Below are 22,947 nucleotides of genomic sequence, written 5' to 3' on the forward strand. Positions count from 1 at the left end.
AAATAGCAGAAGGCCCGATCCGCCCAGGCGGGACAAGGCGATTTATAGTAGAGGTGGTCCGCAAGAAATGAATATTAAAGACATTGCAAGGCTCTCCGGCGTTGGCATTTCTACCGTTTCCCGAGTTCTGAATAATACGGGATTTGTAAGCGATGCCACCCGGGCCAAAGTGATGGAAGTGGTGAAAAAGTACAACTATATTCCGAACAGCAGCGCCCGCAACTTGAAGATGACACAATCCAACACGATTGCACTAATGGTTAAAGGGATCTCGAACCCGTTTTTCGCCAACATGATTAAAGAGGTCGAACGCCAGGTTAATCTTCGGGGCTGCCCGCTGCTGATCCAACATGTTGAAGACGGCAGTGACGAGATTAACGCGGCGCTTCAACTGGTCAAAGAGAAAAACTTGTACGGCGTTATTTTCATGGGGGGGACCTATGATCACTCCGAGGAGAAATTCCGGCAGCTCAATATTCCCTTCGTGTTAACCACGATCACAACGACCCAGGAGGTGAATCCTTCAGTATTCTCCAGCGTGATTATCGACGATGTGCAGGAAGCCTACAAGGCGACCAGCTACCTGATCTCGCTGGGACATACGAAAATCAGCTTCTTGGCCCGTTTTCCGCTTGTGCAGCATACGACGGGGAACCGGCGGCTGCTCGGTTACATCAAGGCGCTTGAGGAGCACGGAATTCCGTACGATCCTTCCCTGGTGGAGGATTGCGAGTACAGTCCAAGCTCGGGCTTTACGGCAACGAAACGGCTGATGAACAAGAACAAGGATATGACCGCCGTTTTCGCCGCTTCGGATACGATTGCGATCGGGGCGGCCAAGGCGATTCTTTCCTCGGGCTTATCCATCCCGGGCGACATTTCGGTCATCGGCTTCGACGGCATCGAAATGGCGGAGTATTACCATCCGTCCCTGGATACCATCAGCCAGCCGGGGGTCGATATGGCCAAGGCCAGCGTGGAGATTCTGTTCGACCTGATCAGCGGCCAGGCGACCAATAAGCATGTCGTGTTTGATTCCGTGCTGGTCAAGCGGGGATCCTGCAAAAAAATCAGCAAATGACGGATCGGCAAGGGAAAGGAGAGGAGCCAGCAGATGGCGCTTTTAACAGTGGAAACAGGTTCCCCCACGCTGCGGATGACGACGTCTATTCATGTCATATCCCCGTGCGATGCGGGCAGGCAGGATGGGGGAACCCTCTATCTCCTGCACGGAGCCGGTGACGATGCAAGCACCTGGCACCGGTTGACTACGATCGAGCTTTACGCGCAGCATTACGGCTGCACCGTGATTATGCCGGAAGTGAACCGCAGCTACTATACGGACATGGAGTATGGGCTCGATTATTTCACCTATCTCACGCAGGAGCTTCCGGAACTTTGCGTCCGGATGCTGAACCTGGATACGGACCCCGCCAAAACCTATGTGGCCGGGCTCTCGATGGGCGGGTACGGAGCGCTGAAGTGCGCGCTGACCTTCCCCGAGAAATATGCCAAAGCGGTCTCGCTCTCCGGCGCCACCGATATCCGGGAACGTTTGCGGGATCCGGACATGCCCCCGGGGATGATCAAGGAGATGAAGGCGGTGTTTGGAGAGCGCCTGGAGGTGAAGCCGGATCAGGATTTATACGCTCTGGCCGACGCACTCGTCCGGGAGAACAAAAGGCTTCCTTCCCTACTCGCCTGCTGCGGGTCGGAGGATCCGTTTTGCGGAATGAATCGTGCTTTTGCCTCCTACATGGAAAAGTCACCTTTTGATTTCAGGTATGTCGAGACCCCGGGAACCCATGAATGGCGTTTTTGGGAGGAGCATTTAAAAACCGCTTTTGACTTCCTGTATCACAAATAGATTCTAGTAGAGCGAGGAGATGCAAAATTGAAACCGGCAGCCGCAGTACCTCAGAATAGCCGCACCGGCGGGAATAAGCTGGGAATGTATTTCAGACAAATTTGGAAACACCGGATGACTTATACGCTTTTGATTCCCGGCTTGGTGTGGCTCGTGCTATTTGCCTACATGCCGATGGGAGGCTTATCTCTGGCGTTTAAAGACTTCAAGGCCAACCTGGGGATTTGGGGCAGCCCCTGGGTCGGGTGGGAGAACTTCGAGTATGTGTTCCGGGATCCCGCCTTCATCGACGCGGTGTGGAAAACGCTTGCAATCAATATCACCAAGCTGATCATTCAGTTCCCTTTCCCGATCATGCTGGCTCTGCTGCTGAATGAGCTCCGCATGAGCCGCTATAAGAAAGTGATGCAAACCGTATTTACCTTCCCGCACTTTTTGTCCTGGATCGTCGTTTCGGGGATCGTGATCAACGTTCTCTCTCATGACGGGTTGATCAACAGTACCTTGGCTTTGTTCGGGGCGCAGCCCATCAACTTCATGGGCTCGGAGAAAATGTTCGTACCGATGGTCATCTTGACGGACATATGGAAATCCGCGGGATGGGGGGCCATCATTTATTTGGCGGCCATTTCGGGGATCGATATGGACCAGTACGAATCCGCGCAAATTGATGGAGCGACCCGGCTGCAGCAGTTGTTCCGGATTACGCTGCCGAATATTTTACCGACCATTACGGTCATGTTCATTCTATCCGTCGGCGGTTTGATGTCCTCCGGCTTCGACCAGATCTTTAACTTGATGAACGCCGCCACGAAGAATGCGGCAGAGGTGCTCGACGTCTACATCTACCGGATTACGTTCCAATCCGCTACCGACTTTTCGTTCTCCTCCGCGGTCAGCTTGTTCCGGTCCATTATCAATATGGCGCTGCTGCTGATTGCCGACCGGGCGGCGAAATGGATGGGCGGCGACGGGCTGTTCCGATGAGAAAGGAGTGCGAACAATGATACAGAAACACAAATGGTCCTGGATGGATGCCATCATCTTTGTTTTATTGACTCTGGGGGCTTTGGCCATCCTCATTCCTTTCTGGAATGTCATCATGATTTCATTTTCGACGCAAAAGGAATACGCCGACAATCCGTTGATGATCTTCCCGAGCCAACCTACCCTGGAAAATTACAGACAACTGTTCGTGAAGGGAGGGATCGGTACCGGCTACCTCAATACCCTTAAACTTCTGCTGCTCGGCCTGCCGCTCAGTCTGTTCCTGACGACCAGTATGGCCTACGGACTGAGCCGAACCGGATATCCGGGGAAAAAGCCGATCTTCTTCCTCGTCTTGTTCACGATGATCTTTAACGGGGGGATTGTCCCGCTGTACCTGATCATGAAGGATCTGAACCTGACGGGCAGCCTTTGGTCGGTCGTCCTGGCCGGGGGGTTCAGCGCCTTCAACATGATTTTGATGATGAACTACTTCCATACCCTGCCGGAGTCGCTGATGGAATCCGCAAGGCTGGACGGGGCGGGAGAGTGGAAAATCTTGTTCTCGATCATTCTTCCGCTCTCGGCTCCGATCGTCGCCACGATAACGCTGTTCTACGGCGTGGCGATCTGGAACGGCTGGTATGACGCGATGATCTTCCTTCGGAAGACCGAGCAGATGCCGCTGCAGAACGTACTGCGCAGCATCATCGTGGAATCGCAGTTGAACACGTCCAACGCGGCGAGCCTGGATGCCTCTGCGGGCCAGAAGTTCTCGATGGGAATGAAGATGGCGGCGGTCTTCGTCACGATGGTGCCGATCATGTGCTTTTTCCCGCTGCTTCAGAAGCATTTCGCCAAAGGGGTTATGACAGGGGCTATCAAGACCTGATTCATACACATAAAATTCTCGCTTAGCAACTACTTAAAAAAACAGGGAGGTCAAAACATGAAAGCAACCCAATGGCTTTCGCTCAGAAGAATTATGGTTTTATCGCTGTGCATCGTCCTGATGGCGGTGACAGCCGCTTGCTCCAAAGGGGAAGGTAACAGCGGAAATGCACAAGGCTCGAATACCAGCTCAGGCGGCAATGCCAAAGACGGTTACGACAAGAAGCTGAAGATTTCCTTGGCCAGTACGATCAAGCTGGAAAAGCCCGACGTGCTGAATAACGAATTCCATAAATACTGGACGGACAAGTTCAATATGGAATGGGATTACAACTATGTGGAATGGGATTCCTGGCCCGAAAAACTCCGCCTGTGGATCAACTCCGGCGACCTACCTGATGTAGCCAGCTGGAACTATGTGCACGGCGATGCCATTAATTATATCGAACAAGGGCTGTTGTACAAACTGCCGGACGACTGGAAAGAGCGCTGGCCTAATGTCGCCGCCGCCTATAAACAAACCGGACTGGGCGAAAAGCTGGAGGAATTGACCGGCGGAACGTACGTGCTGCCGAAGCCGGTATATTTCGAAAACAAGCCGGCCGATCCGCTGTTGAACCAAATCGGGGTCATCGGCCTGCGCAAAGACTGGGCCAAAGCTGTCGGCTTTGAACTCAAAGACGCTTATACCGTCAAAGAACTGATGGATTACGCCCGACTGCTTAAAGAGAAAGATCCAGGGAAAGTCGGCAATAAACTGGTTCCGATTTCTTTCGACATCAACGATTCGCTGACCAACATCATCATGGCGAACAGCGCGCACTCCCGCGTAGAATCGGCCTTCTATAAAGGCGAGGACGGCAAGTATCAATGGGGTCCCGCCAACGAGGAAACATTGAATGCGTTGAAACAATACCAAGCCGCTTATAAAGAGGGATTGCTCAGCCCCGAGTTCTATACCTGGAAAAGCCAGGAGGCCAGCCAGAAATTCTCCATTAACGGCGTAGCCGGCATTACAAGTATTGGCGGTCTGGCTTCTTACAGACAGGATATCGATACGCGGATGAGAGAGAACCTGGGGCTGGACAGCTCGGAAGTGGTGCACACGGCGATCGTCCTCGGCGATGACGGGAAGTACCGCAACCTGGAGCAGGCGAACTTCTGGTCGAGCATTATTTTCTCGCCGAACATCAGCAAAGAGAAATTCGAACGCGTCATGGATTTGATGGACTATTCGATCAGTCATGAGGGACAGCTTCTGCTGAACATGGGCTTTGAAGGCAAGGACTGGAAGTACGGAGAGAACAAGGAACTCGTCAGCCTGCTTCCGGAGGGAACGACCCTGGAGAAAAAATACCCTAGCCGTTTCGAAGGGCTCTATCTGCTGGGCGACGACTTCAGCATCATTAACCCGGCGATCAAGAAGGAATTCCGCGAAAGAGCGGTCAAGCACTATCAGGACAAAGCGAAGTTCAGTACGGAAGGCGGAGCGATGGCCGAATACGATTGGGATGTGCAATTGTATGATTCCAAGGCCAAAAATCAGGCCGGCTTCGATTACGCGACAGAGTACACCAACCTGATCCTGCAGGACGGTGATCTGGAGGCGAACTGGAAGGCATGGGTGGACAGCAAAATGTCGCTCGTGCAACCGGTGCTCGACGAATTGAACAGCCTGAAGAAATAGGCAGCAGGCCAAGAACCCGGCGTGGGTTTCCCGCACCGGGTTCTTCCATTCATAGGCGCGCTGCGGATCAAAACATAAGCAAAAGCGATGGAGGACTAGACATGGACAATCAGCAGCTGCTTACAATGGTGACGCAAATGACACTGGAGGAAAAGGTTGCTCAGCTGATGCAATTGGCGGCTCCGTTCTTTGAAGGGGCGGAGGGAGAAGGGCAAATTACGGGTCCGATGAAATCGTTGGGCGTGACGGAGGAAATGGTGCGGAACAGCGGTTCGGTGCTGGGATACGCGGGCGCCGCAGGGGCGATCGCCGTTCAGGAAGCACATTTGAAAAAGAACCGGCTGGGCATCCCTCTGCTCTTCATGGCGGACATTGTGCATGGCTTCAAAACCATATTCCCGATCCCGCTCGCGATCGGCTGCTCCTGGGATCTCCCACTGGCCGAGCGGAGCGCGGAGATCGCCGCCCGGGAAGCGGCGGTTTCCGGCGTTCACGTGACCTACGCCCCGATGGTGGACCTCGTCCGCGACGCCCGGTGGGGAAGAGTCATGGAGTCGACGGGGGAGGATCCTTACCTGAACAGCGAGCTCGCGCGGGCTTTCGTGCGCGGCTTCCAGGGCCAAAATCTGCGGGAGGATGTACAGCGGGTAGCCGCCTGCGTGAAGCATTTCGCCGCTTACGGTTTGTCCGAGGGCGGGAGAGATTACAATACCGTGGACCTGTCGGAATGGCAGCTTCGCGAATATTATCTTCCGGCTTACCGGGCCGCCTTGGACGAGGGCTGCGAGATGGTCATGACCTCGTTCAATACGGTTGACGGCGTGCCGGCAAGCGGAAATACCAAACTGATGCGAAAGCTGCTGCGGGAGGAGTGGGGCTTTGACGGCGTCCTGATTTCGGATTGGGGCGCGGTGAAAGAATTGATCCCGCACGGGGTGGCCGAAGATGAAGCGGAAGCTGCTTACAAGGCTATACGGGCAGGCGTAGATATAGAGATGGCGACCTCCTGTTATGTCCATCATCTGCCGCGGCTCGTCAGAGAGGGACTCGTGGAGGAGAAAATCATCGACGAGGCGGTGCTGCGCATTTTGCAGCTCAAAGAGAAGCTGGGCCTCTTCGAGCGGCCGCACCGCGGGGCGGATCCCGAAGCGGAGAAAGAAATCGTCTTCTGCGCCGAACACCGGGCCGCCGCGCGCGAGCTCGCCGAGAAATCGTGCGTGCTGCTGAAGAACGAGCGCGGCTTGCTGCCGCTGGCCCGCGGGCAGCGGGTGGCCCTGGTCGGGCCGTTCGCGCAGAGCGGCGACATCCTGGGGCCGTGGTCGTGGACCGGATCGCGCAAGGATGCGGTCCGGCTGGACACGGCCATGAAGGCGGCCGCCGCGGAGCCGGGCGACATCGCCGTGGCCGAGGGCTCGGGCATCGAGGCGATGACGGAGGCCCAATGGGCGGAGGCGGCCCGCGCCGCCGCTGGGGCGGACGTCATCGTGCTCGCCCTCGGCGAGTCGTCGGAGATGAGCGGGGAAGCGGGCAGCCGCGCGGACATCACGCTGCCGGCGGCGCAGCTTGAGCTGCTGCGGCGCATGAAGGCGCTCGGCAAGCCGGTGGCCGTCGTGCTGTTCAACGGCCGGCCGCTGGACCTGCGCGGCGTGTACGACACCGCCGACGCGGTGCTGGAGGCTTGGTTCCCGGGCAGCGAAGGCGGCGCGGCGATCGCCGCCCTGCTGTACGGGGACGCCAATCCGTCCGGGCGCCTCAGCATGTCTTTCCCGGCCGCGGTCGGGCAGATCCCGGTGTACTACAACCATTTCAGCACCGGCCGCCCGCTCGGGGCGCCGGATGCCCAAGAACGGTATGTTTCGCACTACCTGGACCTTCCGAATGAGCCGCTCCTGCCCTTTGGCTTCGGCCTGAGCTACACGACGTTCATTTATGGCAAGCCGCAATTGTCCGGGGAAATCATGACGCCGGACAAACCGCTGGAATTATCGGTCGTCCTGACGAACGCCGGTCCGGCCGAGGGTGAAGAAACCATACAGCTCTATATCCGCGATTGGGTCGGGGATACGGTTCGTCCGGTCAAGGAACTGAAGGCTTTTGCCAAAGTGCGTCTGGCTGCCGGGGAAAGCCGGGAGGTCCGGTTCACGATAACGGAAGAAATGCTGCGTTACACGCATCACAACCTGGAGTTCGCCAGCGATGCCGGGCAGTTCTCGGTATTCGTGGGCCCGAACAGCCGCGATGCCGAAGAACTGCGCTTCCGGCTGGAAAAGGGCCCCGTGACGAGCGGAACCCGGCTTCAGGGAGCAAACCTCGGGAAGAACCAACACGAAGAGATGGGGAGTGAAGTGCGATGACCAAACAGGTGCATCAATATGAACTGGAGGCCGGAGGCCTGACCTTTTCCTTTTTGAATAGCGGCGATTTGTATCAAGCTTCGTCGAAGACCACCATGATTAATCAGCTTCTCCCGCACGCCGCCGACGGCGCGCTGGGGAACCTTTATTTGCGTCTGCATCGCGAGGACGGCATTCGGGCCATCCCGCTGCTGGGCATCCGGTCCGGCGCGGCGATTCGCCGGACGGAGCGCCGGATGATCTGGAACGGGATTGCGGAAGGCATCGGCTACCAGGTTGTGTTTACACTGACCGAGCAGGGGATCTGGTTCTGGGACGTTACGCTGGAAGGCGGCCGGGGCAAGGCGGATGTGGTCTACGGCCAAGACATCGGCATCGCCGCACCGGGTGCGGTCCGCAGCAATGAGGCTTACTTGTCCCAATATATCGACCATTCCGTATTCCAGGACGAGGAATGGGGTTATGTGGTTTGTTCCCGGCAAAATCAGCCGCAGGGCGGACGGTTTCCTTACCTGCAGCAGGGGGCGCTGACGGGGAGTACCGGGTTTTCCACGGACGGATTTCAGTTTTTCGGACTGTCCTACAAGGAAACCAATGTGCCGGAGGCCTTGACCCGCGCGAATCTGGCGAATGAGGTCTACCAGTACGAGTTCGCCTACACCGCTCTGCAGACCGAGGCCGTGGAGCTTGGCGAAGAAACCACGGTTCGGTTTGTCTTCTACGGCCTGTTCAAGGAGGATCATCCTGCGGCGATTAACGGGTTGGAGTTCCGCGACGACATTCGTGCGGCCCGGGAAGAGGCGGAGTCCCCGGGTGATGCGGCATTGGAAGTCCTGCCGCGCGCCGTGCGGTCCCCGGAAATCGGGAAACCGCTGACGGGGCGTTCGTTGACGGCGGAGGAACTGGACCGGCTGTTCCCGCAGCGCAAGCAGGAGGAGCGGGCGGACGGCCAACTGCTGTCGTTTTTTACGAACACCTATGAACACGTGGTATTGAAGGAAAAAGAACTGCGCATTGAACGTCCGCACGGACATATTTTGATGAGCGGCGGCAACGACCGGATGAACAGTCAAGTGATCACGACGACTTCGTATATGTACGGCGTGTTCAATTCGCAGGTCGTGATCGGCAACACCAATTTCAACAAGTTGATGTCGAATACCCGAAATGCGCTCAATGCCGCGAAAACGTCGGGCCAGCGCGTTTATGTTGAGCAAGGCGGCGTCTATCGTTTGTTGACCATGCCATCGGCCTTTGAGATGGGCTTCAATTATGTGCGCTGGTACTATCAATTGACCGACGACCTGCTCACAATTACGAACTATACCCGGAACGATTCGCCGGAGGTGGTATTGCATTTTGCCTCCGCAAAAAATAAAGCCTACCGCTGCCTCGTAACGAATCAGATTACGATGCATGTGAACGAGTTCGAAATTCCTTATCGATTCGAGGTGGACGGGGAGAACGCCGTCATTTTCCGGGCCGATCCGTCCGCACTCAGCGCCGAGGCCGAAGCGTATCCGGACCTGCAGTACCGGATGGAAGTTTCCGGCGGAACCGGCATGAAGCTGACCGCCGACCGCAAGCTGGTCTCGCTGCCGCAGTCGGAAGCGGCGCCGCTGGCCGTGCTGGAGTTGGACCCGGCGGCCTCGTGGGCCTTGACGATCCGCGGGCAACTGGACGGGGAAGAAGCTGCGCCTTCGACTTCCGTCTCCGCGGAAGAGGAAATCGCCCGCTACCGCGAATTTTTCCGCGGCGTGATGAACGGTTTCCGCCTGTACCGGAGCGGCGGCGACGAGGGCGAGCTGTTCAAAGTCAACGCGCTCGCTTGGTGGTATACGCATAACATGCTCGTCCACTACTCGATGCCGCACGGTTTGGAGCAGTACGGCGGCGCGGCTTGGGGGACGCGCGATGTATGCCAGGGGCCGGTCGAGTATTTCCTCGCCACCCGCAAATATGACCGGGTCCGCGAAATTTTGCTGACCGTCTTCGCTCACCAATATGAGGATGACGGAAACTGGCCGCAATGGTTTATGTTCGACAATTACACCCGCATCCAGCAGGAGGAGAGCCATGGCGACATTATCGTCTGGCCGCTCAAGGTGCTGGGCGATTACCTGGCGGTGACCGGGGATTACGGGATTCTAGAGGAACGGATTCCATATACGCGCAAGGGTTCTTTCGACTTTACCGCCGAGACGGCGACCTTGATGGAACACGCGGAAAAAGAAATCGGCTATATCCGGCAGCACTTCCTCCACGGTACCCATTTGTCCTCCTACGGGGACGGGGACTGGGACGATACGCTGCAGCCGGCGAACGCGCAGCTGAAGCAATACATGGTCAGCAGCTGGACGGTGGCGCTGACGTACCAAACGATCGGCCGGTTTGCGCAGGTGCTGTCCGGCGTCCGTCCGGAAGCGTCGAAAGAGCTTGCGTCCATGGCGGACGGTATCCGCGCCGACTTCGGCAAATACATGCTGGGCACCGGGGTCATTCCGGGCTTCGTGTTTATGGAGCGTCCGGACGAAGCGAAGCTGATGCTGCATCCGAGCGATACCGAAACCGGCATTCAGTACCGGCTGCTGCCGATGACGCGCAGTATGATCAGCGAGCTGTTGACGCCGGAACAGGCGGAGGAGCATTACCGGTTGATCCGGGAGCAGTTCTACTGCCCGGACGGCGTGCGCCTGATGAACCGGCCGGCCCAATATGCCGGCGGGGTCAGCACACACTTCAAACGCGCGGAGCAGGCGTCCAACTTCGGCCGGGAGATCGGCCTCCAGTATGTGCACGCGCATATCCGCTACGTGGAGGCGATGGCCAAGCTCGGCAAACAGGATGAGGTTTGGCGCGGCCTGGAAATGATCAACCCGGTCGGCCTCAGCGAGGTGGTGCCGAACGCGGAACTGCGGCAGGCCAACGCGTATTTCAGCAGCTCGGACGGGAAGTTCAGCACCCGGTACGAGGCGCAGGAGCGCTTTAACGAGCTGCGCAGCGGCGCCGTGCCGGTTAAAGGCGGCTGGAGAATATACTCCAGCGGCCCGGGAATCTACATGAATCAGCTTATTTCCCAGGCCCTCGGCGTTCGCGAAGAGGGCGGGGACCTGATTCTGGATCCGGTGCTGCCGGAGTCGCTCGACGGCGCAGCCTTCGATTTTGAGGTGGCCGGATTGCCGGCGACGATCGTGTATCGCCTCACGGGCCGGTCGGCGATCGAGCGGATCACGGTCAATGGCCGGGAGGCCGCGGCCGAGCCGATGAGCAACCGCTACCGGGCCGGTGGCGTGCGCATCGGCCGCGCGGAGCTCGAGCGGCTTGCCGAAAGCCAGCGCGCACGTCAGGTCATCGAGATTCATATGTAAGAAAAATCGAGAAGCCGCCCCGCCGTTCGTATGAACAAGGGGTGGTTTCTCTTTAAGTTATGCGGCCTCCATCCGTCGGATCGCTGACGTCGAATCGTCCTCGCCGAACCGCCGCCGATGTTCTAACGGACACCATAGCCGCTATTTGCTCCAAATTTGCCGTTTTCAAACGCTAACGGAAATAATAGCCGCTATTTGCTTAAAACCCGTCCTTTTTGGCAGTGAGGCAAGCAAATAGGCGCTATTATTTCCGTTAGAATATGGGAAGAGCGTTTTTTGCCAAAATAGCCGCTGCTGCGTCCGTTAGGTTTTCGGGTGGCACATGGCCGCTGCTGTTCCTTTTCCGCAAGCAGGTGTACAATACAGGCATGCGCCGGAGGGGGCCGGTGAGAGCCATTTTCACGGGAATGAATCAGAAATTTACCGGGATTTCCCCCCGTTAATTGGATGTCTACGCCGCCGCAGAGTTGAATTAGCTGGAAAACTTCCCGTAAATTTAACTGAAATCGAGTAATCGGCGTCCGAGGGCACGTAATAGATGGAGTTTTTCCAGTTAATTCTGATCGCAGAGCCCATAGAGATCAATTAACGGGAGGTTTTCCCGTTAATACGTAAACCATAATTAAAGGAGCGGAATACGATGAGCGAGCGGCCGACAATGGCGGAGGTTTTCAGCCGGGCGGAGTACCGGTTATCGGGACACGGACCGAGAAATGCGGACGTGCTTAAAGCCGTATTGGAGCAGGTTGACGGGAATGTGGAGAGCGACATGTACGGCAAGGGCAAAGTCATTGAGGACTTTCAGGAGGAGATGGCGGCCTACCTCGGCAAGGGGGCGGCGGTGTTTTTTCCGAGCGGCACGATGGCGCAGCAGATTGCCCTGAGAATCCACTGTGATGATAGAAAGCTGGCGCAGGTTGCCTACCATCCCCTCTGTCATCTGGAGATTCACGAGGAAGACGGACTGAAGGAGCTGCATGGCATCCGGCCGATTTTGCTGGCCGACCGGCACCGCCTGATTACTTTGGAGGATGTCGCCGGGCTGGAGGAAAAAATCGCCTGTTTGCTGCTGGAGCTTCCCCAGCGTGAAATCGGCGGGCAGTTGCCGGAGTTCCGGGAGCTCGAAGCGATTGCGGATTATTGCCGGGAGAAGGGCATAAAGCTGCATCTGGACGGGGCGCGGTTGTTTGAAATTCTTCCGTATTACGGGAAGACGGCGGCGGAAGTTTGCGCGCTGTTTGACAGTGTGTACGTTTCTTTTTACAAGTCGATCGGCGGGATTGCCGGGGCGATTTTGGCGGGAGACGCGGCGTTTACGGAGCGGTCGAAGGTTTGGAAAAGAAGGCATGGCGGTGATCTGATCAGCCTGTACCCGTATATTTTGACGAGTGCGCATTATTTCAGGGAACGTATCGGCAGAATGGACCGCTATTACCGGGAAGCCTTGGTACTGTCCGAACAATTCCAGGCTTGCCGTGGAGTGACGACCCTCCCGGCGGTTCCCGTCTCCAACCTGTTTCATGTTCACTTCGACGCTCCGAAAGACAAGGTCGAGCCGCTGCTGATTGCGCTCTGCGAAGAGACCGGCATCGGGGTGACCGGGAGTTTGCGGGACTTCGATGGAGGGACGAGCTATTTTGAACTTAGTGTGGGTGATTGTTATGCGTTGGTGCCGGAAGAACGCCGCGCCGCCATGTTCCGATCCTTGGACGGCAAATTGGGCGGCATTTTGTAATATGCGTTTCAAGACCCATGGCTCATAGGCTATGGGTTTTGTTATACTTCCTGGAGAGTTCCGCATTTTTCCATAGCAGGATACAAGAAAATACATACTCGAATGGAACGGCAATGATCAAATTTCGGATGAGGAGAGTAGGAAAATGAACTTTTTTAAAAAGCTGTTCGGCGGCCGGGAAACCGGCAAGTCGGAAGACGGCACGACCATTTACCGTTATGATGGACCCCAAGAGCAGGAGTGGGCGCCGCCGTCGGAAATTATGTATATGGAGGAAATCGGCGAGCATTTCAACAAGGTGTTTCCGAACCGGGAAACGATGGTGTTCCATGAAATCGTATCGGATCTTGTACATATTGACGTAAACATTATGGAAGCGACGCCGGAAGAACCCTACCGCGTGCTGTTCACGAACGGGATGAGCGACCTGCCGATGACGCTTCCGCCGGAAATCCGGGAAGAGTACAAGCATCTGGAACGGGCGGAGCTGATGATGTTTTTGCCGCAGGACTGGCCTTTGGAACAGAAAGATTTTGAAGCGGAGGAAAATTACTGGCCGATCCGGCTGCTTAAAGTCCTCGCGCGGTTTCCGCACCAATATCACACTTGGCTAGGTTACGGGCATACGATTCCGAACTCGGAGAATTACGACCCGTATGCACCGAATACGGAATTGTCGGGCGTCGTGCTGCTTTCGCTTCCGGAAGAGGTTAGCACGATTCATACAGAAGACGGCAATCAGATCCAGGTGTATTTTCCGGTACCGCTCTACCGGGAGGAGATGGAGGCGAAGCTTCAGTTCGGCTGCGACGTGCTGATCGACAAACTGGCCGAGCTCCCCGGAGATTTTTTGGTTCTGGATCCGCACCGGAAGAATGCCTATAGAGACATTTGAAATGCATAAAAAAGGGATGGCCGCAGGTGCAGGGTGCCATCTCTTTTTTTGTATTGCTGGCTTAATTGAAATTTTTCGCCTGATCGAGTTTTTCGATGACCGGAAGCGTTCTTATCGCCTTGTGACCTTCGTTGAAATAACAGGAAGTCTATGGAATCCATCGGTACCGAAATAGGCCGTCAATCATGATAATCGACTTAAAGGGGGCATCATGTCAAACCTATTGCCTCATCAGCCAACCTTGTTTTACATAGAATTCCTGCACAAGTGTATTTCTTTCTGTCTGGAACAAAAAATCAGACTCCTGCATTTTTAGGCCAACACCCTATGCTTTTCGGCGGAGCCCGCTTTCCTTTGATAGCCGGGCAGGTAAATAAAGGCCTTTTACGACGCTATGATCCCTGTGGGACCGAATCGGGCCGAATTAGCGGCCCAAACGGCCGCTAATTCAGCGGGCGGCCAGGGTAGGCAGCACCATGCCAGGTTTTGGAGGTAACGTCAGTACTCTTGCTCAAAAATCACTATATAGTTTGAACTGTTGATTTGCATACTAGTGTCCGTTAGACAACCTTGATTAACATAGAATTCCTGCATATCTGCGAGTATTTATCCTGTTCGGAATAAAAATAACAGGATTCCTGCAATTCCTGCAGGAATTTTCGATGAAATAGGCTCGTTTCTCTAAAATCGCTAGAAATACCTGCAGATTCAGCATCTTTTTTCGCATCCCATCGTGGATGGGCTTAAATACCTGCAGATTTGCATCTTTTGGAGTTGAAAGTGCGCTAGGACCTTTATAGCCGTGGGCTTAATACGGATTTGGATGTCTGAGGGCTTGAGACTGCGTACTTATCGAGTACCTCACTCCAAATGATAGTTGAAGCAGCGTATTCTCATATTCTCGTACTACGATGTCTGTATGGGGCACTAGACAGCGTTGCAAAGGGTTCTTTGCCACACTCTTGACCTGTAACTACCGGTTCGGTTCGAATTAAAAGGAATTCTTCCCGTTAATTTGGTGCGTATGCGGCTGCAGAGGCGAATTAGCTGGAAATCCTCCCGCTAATTCGTCTGAAATTGTGTATAACGGCAATAGGGCCGCGAAATAGATGGAGCTTTTCCAGCTAAATCCGATCCAAGAGCCAAGAGCGGTACATTAACGGGAGATTTTCCCGTTAATGTGTAGACTCTGACGGGGGCGCTTTATATCTACAATGGTGGGTGTTGGCAACCTATCTCCGAAACCATTCATAACTTTGTAACTTTGCCCAACGCCAATTCTTTAGTTCAACCTATTATAGAAGTAGCGGACGAGCGTTTTTTGGAGTTGGAAGTGCGTTCGGCACCTGGCCTGGATAGCCGCAGACTTACTACGGATGGGATGTTCTGTGTGCTTGAGACTGCGTGCTTATGGAGTACCTCACTCCCGAAGCAAGGAATTCCCATTTTCTCCCGCTTCTACTACGAAGGCTGATGGGGCACTAGCGAGTAACTACTATTCCGGGCGCGATTCTCACTGCTATAATATGTCAGGATAAACAGGAAGGGAGCGTGGCGCCGTTATGGTAAAAATTCTGATCGCCGACGACGACCCCCATATTCGCGAACTGATGGGCCTCTATCTGCGGAACGAGGGCTTCGAGGTCGCGGAGGCGGACAACGGCGAGGATGCGCTTGCGCTCGTCGCGGGGGCGGGCGTCCAGTTGGTCATTCTCGATATTATGATGCCGCTCATGGACGGCTGGGAGCTGTGTCGGGAGATCCGCAAGCGGAATGACGACCTCCCCCTGCTCATGGTGACGGCCAAGGGGGAAGCGGCTGACAGGGTGAGAGGCTTCCAGTTGGGCAGTGACGATTACCTGACCAAGCCGTTCCACCCCATGGAGCTGGTGATGCGGGTGAAGGCGCTGCTGAAGCGGTACCGGATCGCCGCATCCCGGCTCATTCAACTGGGCGGGATCGTGCTGGACGGCCGCAGCAACAAGGTTATTCGAGACGGCGAGGAACTGACTTTACCCCTTAAGGAATTCGAGCTGCTGTTCAAGCTCGCCAGCCATCCCGGTCAGATCTTCACCCGCGAGAGCCTCATCGTTCAGATCTGGGGGATCGATTACGAAGGAGACGACCGGACGGTCGACGTCCATATCAAGCGGCTGCGGCAGCGTTTCGCCGGAGATGCCGGGCATTTCCATATCGAGACTGCCCGCAGCCTCGGCTACCGGCTTGTGGTGAACGCGAGATGAAGACCTTATACGTCCGCGTCGTGCTGACTTTTTTGGTCATCATGATCATCAGCCTGTTGTCGTCCCTGATCGTCGGCCTCGTCCTGTTCCAGCCGAAGCTGAACCGCCTCGGCCAGGAGGAGATGACGGATGCCGGCGAGCGGGTAATCCGTCTCTACGAGCTGACGCGTCCGCGGGATCTCGACAGCTTCCTAACCCATACTTCCAAGCTCATCTCCTATCCGTTGATTCTGTTCCGCGATGAGGACCATTACAGGTCCTATGGCCGGGAGATGAAGGAGCTTCCCTCCAGCCTTCCCCCGCAAGCGGTTCGGGAGGTTCTGGGCGGACAATCCTATCGTTCCGCGCTTCGGGGCGTTGATGAATTGACGGTCGGCCTCCCGTTGGCCGCCGAAGGCCGCGCCTATGGTTTGTTTATGTTGACCTCCTCCAAGAACGAGAGGACGATCCTACAGTTTATATTGGCCATTCTGCTGATGGTGCTGGTCGTCGGCAGCTTGTGCATTCTGGCGGCCGCCCGCTATCTGGTGAAGCCCCTGCAGGGCTTGACGGCGGCGACCCGGGAACTGGCCAGGGGCCGCTTCAACGTCGAATTGCAAGCGAGGCGCCAAGACGAGCTCGGGGAGCTGGTTCGCGGCTTCAACGCGATGGCCCGCGACCTCAAGCGGTTGGAGCAGATGCGGCAGGACTTCGTCTCCAACGTCTCGCACGAGATTCAGTCGCCGCTGACGTCCATCTCCGGCTTCGCCGAGGCGCTCAAATCTCCGGGGCTGACAACGGAGGAGAACCGCGCCCGTTACATCGATATTATTCTGACCGAGAGTGGTCGGCTATCCCGGCTTAGCGACAATCTGCTGAAGCTGGCGTCCCTCGAATCGGAGCATCATCCGATGGCGGTGCGAACCTTCCATCTGGACGAGAGCATCAGGCAGGTCGCGGTCGCCCTGGAACCGCTGTGGTCCGCCAAGCGTCTGGACCTCGATCTGTCGCTGCCCCCCGCGCTTAAGATTCAGGCCGACCCCGACCAGTTGAATCAGGTGTGGACGAATTTGCTTGGCAACAGCATCAAGTTCACCCAGGAAGGCGGGAAGATCGCCGTCGCTCTGATTCCCGAGGGCGACGAATATAAGGTCACGATAACAGACACCGGGATCGGGATACCACCGGAGGATCTCGATCGCATCTTTGAGCGTTTCTACAAAGCCGATCGGTCCCGCCGAAGCGGCAGCGGCAGCGGTCTGGGGCTGTCCATCGTCAAGTGGATCGTTCTCCTCCACCAGGGGCGGATCGAAGCGTCCAGTTCCCCCGGTCAAGGTACGACCGTCACGGTCCGGCTGCCGCGAAACGCCGTCCAGACCCCCCTTCCGCGTTGAACGAACCTTTCGCCAAGCTCGCCCGAGTTCACGCTCCGTTCATACTCCGCTTCTACTCTTCCAGTGTCACGGAACTTTCAATGATTTAGACTGGAGGCGGAACAGTGAGTACTTTGGCGGCTAGTTTGTTTGAGGCATATAAGTGGTTAACCCCGTATGTGATGGTTTTGTGCGCGATTGATCTCTTTTTACTGGGATGGTCCGCCTTCCCGGCTCGCCGTCCTTACCGATGGGTCGACTTTGTGCCGAGCGCGGGGGTGCTTACGTCCGCCCTGAGCTTGCTTCGCGGGGATACGACCCTGCCGGCCCTGATTCTGTACGGTCTGAGCGGCTTATTGTTCCTGTTCACAGCGAAAAGAATCTGGGCGCCCAAGCGGCATGCCCCGCTTCCCAAGCGCAAGAGACTCCGCGCGATCGTTCGCGCCGCGTCGTGTCTCGCCGCCATGAGCCCGATCGTCCTCGCGCTTCTGCTCGCCGGGGAATTGCGTTACAACCCGGCCAGCGACTTCCGGAATTTAAGCTACTCCGAGGCTTTCGTTCGGTTGAACGAGCGGCTGTCCAAGGAATATCCCTTCGGCGACCGGAAGCAGGTCGACTGGGAGGCTCTTGAACGCAAGTATGAGCCGATCTTCCGGGAAGCGGAGAAGAAGCGGGATAAGGAGCTCTATTACAAGGCTTTGCGGGAGTATCTGTTCTCATTCCGGGACGGTCACGTCAAGATCGTTAACGAAGCCTTGTACGAGGACAATCCCGTCTTCCAACGGGAGGCCGGGGGCGGCTTCGGCATCGGCGCCGTCCTGCTGGATAACGGCCAAGTACGGGTCGGCCTGCTGCTGGAGGGCAGTCCGGCGGAGCGCGGAGGAATGGCGCTAGGCGACGAGATCGTCGAATGGAACGGGAGGCCCGCGCTGGACGTTTATCAAGCGGCGGCCTGGAGCGAGAATCCGACGGCGACGGAGGGGGACCGGAGGATGAACCAGGGCCGGTTCATGACTCGGGCGGCGGTCGGGAGCCAGGTTGAGATCGAGTATAGGAGCAGGGCGAATAACGAGCTAAGAAAAGCAATCTTGCAAGCCTACGAAGACGACTATGCCACCCTGAAGGCTACCAAGGCCAAGCTGAAGCGGACGGATGCCCCCATCGAAGGGCGCGTCTTGGATAACGGATACGGTTATATCCGGATCCGGTATTTCCTGCCGAACGATGCCGTGCCGGATCCCGCCGGATTGTTCACGAGGATCGTAAATGATTTTCAGAACCGGTCCGTCAAAGGCCTGATCGTCGATGTACGCGACAATCCCGGCGGCGACGACGATGTGGCCGCGGCTATTGCCGGGCATTTAAGCGCGTGGAAGCGGCATTATGAAGTCGTCAGCTACTATAGCCGGACGACAGGCCGCTTCGAAGTCAACGCCGGAGAGACTCGCGTCATAACGCCTAAGGAATCGGGTTACAAAGGGAAGGTAGCTATCCTGGTCAACCACAATACGATCAGTTCGGCGGAGGGCTTGCCGCTCGTGCTCAAGGGACAGCCCCGAACCGTCATTGTCGGCTTCACCTCCACGAACGGCTCTTTCGGCGTGATGAGCCGCCCAATCGAGGCGAAGATGCCGGAAGGCTACCTGCTGCGCTTCCCGGACGGGAGATCTCTGGACGCCCGTTATGCCGTTCAAGGCGATAGCGACGGCCAGGGCCGGGGCGGCGTCTCGCCCGATATTCAAGTGCCGTTGAATGAAGAGACGTTCGCCGCGAAATATATCGAGGGTCAGGACGTCGAACTTCAAGCCGCCGTAGAAGCCTTGGAGAAGGCGGGCTCCGCCCAATGAGGTCCGAGCAGGTAACACATTGCCGCCACCCTTTAAAAAATACACTTGTAGCATAGCCCGTCCCCTCCGCGGGAATCCTATCCTGGAAAAATCACGCGGGGAATTTCGGAATATACTGAGGCATAAGAAGGAATCGGCATTTTTCGGGTAATAGAAAATATAGTCGGATCAAGGGGATGGGATGCGATGATCATCGGAGTACCCAAGGAAAGAAAAAATAACGAGCATCGCGTCGGCATGACGCCGGGAACCGTACTTTCCTACGTGCAGGCGGGCCATCGGGTACTGGTGGAAGCCGGAGCCGGGCAAGGCATCGGTTTTACGGATGAAGCCTACAGCGCCGCGGGAGCCACGGTGGTGCCCACCGCGGCCGAAGCTTGGTCGGCGGAAATGGTGGTGAAGGTAAAGGAACCGATTCCGGAAGAGTACGGATTTTTTCGGGAAGGCCAAATTTTGTTCACCTACCTGCACCTGGCGCCCGAGCCGGAACTGACTGGGGCGCTGGTTCAGGCGGGTGTAACGGCCGTGGCTTATGAAACGATCCAACTGGACGACGGGCGTTTGCCGCTGCTGATGCCGATGAGTGAAGTCGCCGGGAGGATGTCAATTCAGATCGGCGCGCATTTTCTGGAGAAGGCCCACGGCGGCAAGGGCCTTTTGCTGGGCGGCGTTCCCGGCGTGGAGCCGGGGAAGGTGACGATCATCGGCGGGGGGATCGTGGGCACCAATGCGGCCCGGATGGCCGTCGGCCTGGGCGCGGAGGTGACGATCATCGATCTGAGCGCGGAGCGGCTTCGTCAAATCGACGAGATGTTCCAGGGCCGGGTGAAGACGTTGATCTCCAACCCGTATCATATCGGCGAGGCTGTCCGCCGGGCCGATCTGCTGGTGGGAGCCGTGCTGATCCCCGGCGCAAGAGCCCCGCGGCTGGTGACGGAGGAGATGGTGAAGAGCATGGCTCCGGGCTCGGTCATCGTCGACGTGGCGATTGACCAGGGCGGCTCCATCGCCACCGTGGACCGTGTCACGACGCATGACCAGCCCACCTATGAGAAGCATGGCGTCGTGCACTACGCCGTTACCAATATGCCGGGAGCCGTCGCCCGCACCTCGACGATGGCGCTGACCAATGTCACCGCGCCGTATGGCCTGCAGCTTGCGGGCAAAGGGTGCCGGCAGGCGGCGCTGGACAACCGCGCCCTGGCCAAGGGGATCAACGTGATGGCGGGGCGCGTGACCTATCCGGCTGTCGCCGAAGCGCAGGGGCTGCCCGCGGAGGATATTTTTGCGCTGCTGAAAAAATAATCATCCAGTGACCACACACTACATCTGACCATAGGAGGGATTTCATGCTGCGGACAAAAATCATTTGTACGCTAGGGCCGGCCTGCGATTCTTTGGACATCCTGAAGGATATGATTCGGGCGGGGATGACGGTAGGGCGGTTGAATATGGCGCACGGGGAACCGGAGGAGCATGCCGCACGGATCATGCGGGTCCGGCAGGCGGCCGGGGAGTTAGGCACGTTCATCCCCATTATGATGGACATCAAGGGGCCCGAGGTCCGGATCGGCAAGCTTAAAGAAGCTTCGTGCCAACTTGTGCCCGGCGAAGAACTGATCTTGACGACGGAAGTCATCGAGGGGGATTCGCGGCGTATTTCCGTCAACTATCCGGAGATGCCCCAAGTCGTTCATGAGAATGACCGGATCCTGATCGACGACGGTCTAATCGAGCTTCGCGTTCTCGCTGTCGAGGGGTCCGAAATCCGCTGCCGCATTATCAGCGGCGGTACGCTGAAGCCGCGGAAGGGCGTGAATCTGCCGGGAATCAAGACGACGCTGCCGGGCATTACGGAGCGGGATATCCGGCATATCGGCTTCGGGCTGGAGCAGGAGGTTGAAATGATCGCCGTCTCGTTCGTCCGCAAGGGCGACGATATCCGCGAGGTGCGGAGAATCCTTGAGGAACGGGGAGCGGAGCATGTCCAGATCATATCGAAGATCGAGAACGACGAGGGGATCGAAAATCTGGATGATATCCTCGAGGCTTCGGACGGTATCATGGTAGCGCGCGGGGACTTGGGCGTGGAGGTTCCGGTCGAAAGCGTGCCGATGCGCCAGAAAGAAATGATCGACAAGTGCAATCTGGCCGGAAAGCCCGTTATTGTCGCTACCCATATGCTTGAATCGATGCAGGTCAACCCGCGGCCTACCCGGGCGGAGGTCAGCGACGTATATAACGCCGTCATGCAGGGAGCGGATGTGGTCATGCTGTCCGGCGAATCCGCGGCCGGAAAATACCCGGTCCAATCGGTTCAGACGATGGCGAGGGTGGCGCATCAGGCGGAAACGATGATCGACTACCGGGAGCAATTCGACCGGAAAAGAGCGCAGCATGCCACCAACATCACCGAGGTGATCAGCCAGAGCGCGGTCAGCGCCTCGCTGGAGCTGGATGCCAAAGCCATCATTACTTCGACGGAAAGCGGGTTTACGGCCCGAATGGTGTCCAAGTACCGTCCAAAGGCCCCGATTTTGGCCATTACGCATGACAGGCAGGTGCTCCCGAAAATTTGTCTTCTATCCGGCGTATTTCCGTTCCAGGGCGAGCAGGTCTCGACGACCGACGAAATGTTCAAATCGGCCATTCAAAGCGCATTGAAGACAGGCTATGTGCTGCCGGGAGATACGGTCGTTCTTTCCGCCGGGCTGCCGCTGGGACAGGCCGGAACGACGAACTTGATTCAGATTCAACAAGTTGGGCCATGATTGCGCGAAAGCCTCCACACTCATCCGGGTGCGGAGGCTTTCCGTTTGCATGGATTTTTGGGCAATCACCCATTCGAACGGTGCTGAGTATGCTGTTGAGAAGGCAATAACTCAAGTCATCGGAGGAAGAGAGAATGGGATACTATGTGAAAGTAGCGCCGGATGTCCGGCTGTACGTGGAAGACATCAACCCTTGCGGGGATAAGACAATTCTGTTTATTCACGGCTGGCCGCTCAGCCACAAGGCTTTTGAGTACCAGTTCAATGTGCTGCCTGCAAAAGGATATCGGTGCATCGGCATTGATTCGAGAGGATTCGGCAAATCGGATAAGCCGTGGGACGGCTACTGCCTGGACCGGATGGCCGATGATGTGCGAGGCGTGGTCGATGCGCTGGGACTATGCGATTTCACGCTCGCCGGCCATTCCTATGGCGGGGCGACAGCAGTGCGATACATGGCCCGCCACCGGGGTCACGGGGTATCCAAGCTGGCGTTGTTTGCGGCGGCGGCCCCCAGCTTGACCCGGCGTCCGGGATACCCTTACGGCATGCCGAAAGAGGATGTGACGGAGCTGATCAAGGACACACTGAACGACAGACCTCAGATGCTTCGGGGGCTGAAGGAGTTGTTCTTTTTTCAGAATATCTCCAATGCGCTTGGCGACTGGTTCTTTGACATAGCGCTTCCGGCTCCCGGTTACTCCACGGCAAAGGTGGCGATGTCCTTCCGGGATGAAAGCCTGTTCTCCGATTTGAGCAAGATCGGGGTGCCCACGCTGATACTGCACGGCATTCACGACAAGGTCTGTTACCCTGAACTGGCGGTCGCTCAAAAAGAGGGCATCCCTGACGCCAAGCTGGTCTGGTTCGAATATAGCGGACATAGCCTGTTCTATGAGGAACGGGATAAATTCAACGCGGAACTTATGGCATTCCTAGAAGGCCAGCCG

The 22,947-nt window shown here is 56.7% G+C and carries 14 protein-coding genes and 1 pseudogene; all 15 read left to right on the forward strand.

All coding sequences use genetic code 11. The features are described from left to right. The first annotated feature begins 67 nt into the window (after window positions 1-67). Complete coding sequence (locus V4U84_RS18375) at window positions 68-1,081, forward strand: LacI family DNA-binding transcriptional regulator (RefSeq protein ID WP_334074272.1); 1,014 nt, start codon at window positions 68-70, stop codon at window positions 1,079-1,081. 33 nt (window positions 1,082-1,114) lie between these two features. Continuing rightward, the gene (locus V4U84_RS18380; protein WP_334077661.1) at window positions 1,115-1,867 is read left to right on the forward strand and encodes an alpha/beta hydrolase; all 753 of its coding nucleotides are present in this window, start codon (window positions 1,115-1,117) and stop codon (window positions 1,865-1,867) included. Window positions 1,868-1,894: 27 nt separating this feature from the next. After that, window positions 1,895-2,854, forward strand: coding sequence for an ABC transporter permease (locus tag V4U84_RS18385; protein WP_416367267.1), 960 nt, complete (start codon window positions 1,895-1,897; stop codon window positions 2,852-2,854). Window positions 2,855-2,870: 16 nt separating this feature from the next. Next, a complete protein-coding gene (locus V4U84_RS18390) occupies window positions 2,871-3,746 on the forward strand; it encodes a carbohydrate ABC transporter permease (RefSeq protein WP_334074274.1) in 876 nt (291 codons plus the stop codon). 57 nt (window positions 3,747-3,803) lie between these two features. Further along, window positions 3,804-5,432, forward strand: a complete 1,629-nt coding sequence (locus V4U84_RS18395; RefSeq protein WP_334077662.1) for a type 2 periplasmic-binding domain-containing protein — start codon at window positions 3,804-3,806, stop codon at window positions 5,430-5,432. A 101-nt stretch (window positions 5,433-5,533) separates the two neighbouring features. Then, a complete protein-coding gene (locus tag V4U84_RS18400) occupies window positions 5,534-7,786 on the forward strand; it encodes a glycoside hydrolase family 3 N-terminal domain-containing protein (RefSeq protein WP_334077663.1) in 2,253 nt (750 codons plus the stop codon). After that, the gene (locus V4U84_RS18405; protein ID WP_334077664.1) at window positions 7,783-11,154 is read left to right on the forward strand and encodes a GH36-type glycosyl hydrolase domain-containing protein; all 3,372 of its coding nucleotides are present in this window, start codon (window positions 7,783-7,785) and stop codon (window positions 11,152-11,154) included. The genes V4U84_RS18400 and V4U84_RS18405 overlap by 4 nt, the downstream gene beginning before the upstream one ends. A 640-nt stretch (window positions 11,155-11,794) precedes the next feature. Next, window positions 11,795-12,889, forward strand: coding sequence for a threonine aldolase family protein (locus V4U84_RS18410; protein WP_334077665.1), 1,095 nt, complete (start codon window positions 11,795-11,797; stop codon window positions 12,887-12,889). Between the two features lie 145 nt (window positions 12,890-13,034). Further along, the gene (locus V4U84_RS18415) at window positions 13,035-13,784 is read left to right on the forward strand and encodes a suppressor of fused domain protein (RefSeq protein WP_334074279.1); all 750 of its coding nucleotides are present in this window, start codon (window positions 13,035-13,037) and stop codon (window positions 13,782-13,784) included. Between the two features lie 1,562 nt (window positions 13,785-15,346). Next, window positions 15,347-16,027 (forward strand): response regulator transcription factor, encoded by a 681-nt coding sequence (locus tag V4U84_RS18420; protein ID WP_334074280.1) that lies wholly within the window; start codon window positions 15,347-15,349, stop codon window positions 16,025-16,027. Beyond that, window positions 16,024-17,400 carry a sensor histidine kinase gene (locus V4U84_RS18425; RefSeq protein ID WP_334077666.1) on the forward strand — a complete coding sequence of 459 codons (1,377 nt, stop codon included), beginning with the start codon at window positions 16,024-16,026 and terminating at the stop codon, window positions 17,398-17,400. Before V4U84_RS18420 ends, V4U84_RS18425 begins: the two co-directional genes overlap by 4 nt. A 104-nt stretch (window positions 17,401-17,504) precedes the next feature. Next, complete coding sequence (locus tag V4U84_RS18430) at window positions 17,505-19,226, forward strand: S41 family peptidase (protein WP_334077667.1); 1,722 nt, start codon at window positions 17,505-17,507, stop codon at window positions 19,224-19,226. A gap of 186 nt (window positions 19,227-19,412) precedes the next feature. Then, entirely contained in the window at window positions 19,413-20,531 is a 1,119-nt protein-coding gene (gene ald / locus V4U84_RS18435; RefSeq protein WP_334077668.1) for an alanine dehydrogenase, read from the forward strand. A gap of 44 nt (window positions 20,532-20,575) precedes the next feature. Then, entirely contained in the window at window positions 20,576-21,997 is a 1,422-nt protein-coding gene (gene pyk, locus V4U84_RS18440) for a pyruvate kinase (RefSeq protein ID WP_334077669.1), read from the forward strand. Window positions 21,998-22,131: 134 nt separating this feature from the next. Further along, window positions 22,132-22,935 (forward strand): annotated as a pseudogene (locus V4U84_RS18445) (alpha/beta fold hydrolase); the annotation flags it as partial. Between the last annotated feature and the right edge of the window lie 12 nt (window positions 22,936-22,947).

The organism is Paenibacillus sanfengchensis (assembly GCF_036864765.1).
Classification (GTDB): Bacteria; Bacillota; Bacilli; order Paenibacillales; family Paenibacillaceae; genus Fontibacillus; species Fontibacillus sanfengchensis.

Coding starts and splice junctions, on each gene's coding strand:
- V4U84_RS18395 (WP_334077662.1), top strand. CDS start 3,804: ATGAAAGCAACCCAATGGCTTTCGCTCAGAAGAATTATGGTTTTATCG.
- V4U84_RS18380 (WP_334077661.1), top strand. CDS start 1,115: ATGGCGCTTTTAACAGTGGAAACAGGTTCCCCCACGCTGCGGATGACG.
- V4U84_RS18375 (WP_334074272.1), top strand. CDS start 68: ATGAATATTAAAGACATTGCAAGGCTCTCCGGCGTTGGCATTTCTACC.
- V4U84_RS18410 (WP_334077665.1), top strand. CDS start 11,795: ATGAGCGAGCGGCCGACAATGGCGGAGGTTTTCAGCCGGGCGGAGTAC.
- V4U84_RS18400 (WP_334077663.1), top strand. CDS start 5,534: ATGGACAATCAGCAGCTGCTTACAATGGTGACGCAAATGACACTGGAG.
- pyk (WP_334077669.1), top strand. CDS start 20,576: ATGCTGCGGACAAAAATCATTTGTACGCTAGGGCCGGCCTGCGATTCT.
- ald (WP_334077668.1), top strand. CDS start 19,413: ATGATCATCGGAGTACCCAAGGAAAGAAAAAATAACGAGCATCGCGTC.
- V4U84_RS18390 (WP_334074274.1), top strand. CDS start 2,871: ATGATACAGAAACACAAATGGTCCTGGATGGATGCCATCATCTTTGTT.
- V4U84_RS18425 (WP_334077666.1), top strand. CDS start 16,024: ATGAAGACCTTATACGTCCGCGTCGTGCTGACTTTTTTGGTCATCATG.
- V4U84_RS18405 (WP_334077664.1), top strand. CDS start 7,783: ATGACCAAACAGGTGCATCAATATGAACTGGAGGCCGGAGGCCTGACC.
- V4U84_RS18420 (WP_334074280.1), top strand. CDS start 15,347: ATGGTAAAAATTCTGATCGCCGACGACGACCCCCATATTCGCGAACTG.
- V4U84_RS18415 (WP_334074279.1), top strand. CDS start 13,035: ATGAACTTTTTTAAAAAGCTGTTCGGCGGCCGGGAAACCGGCAAGTCG.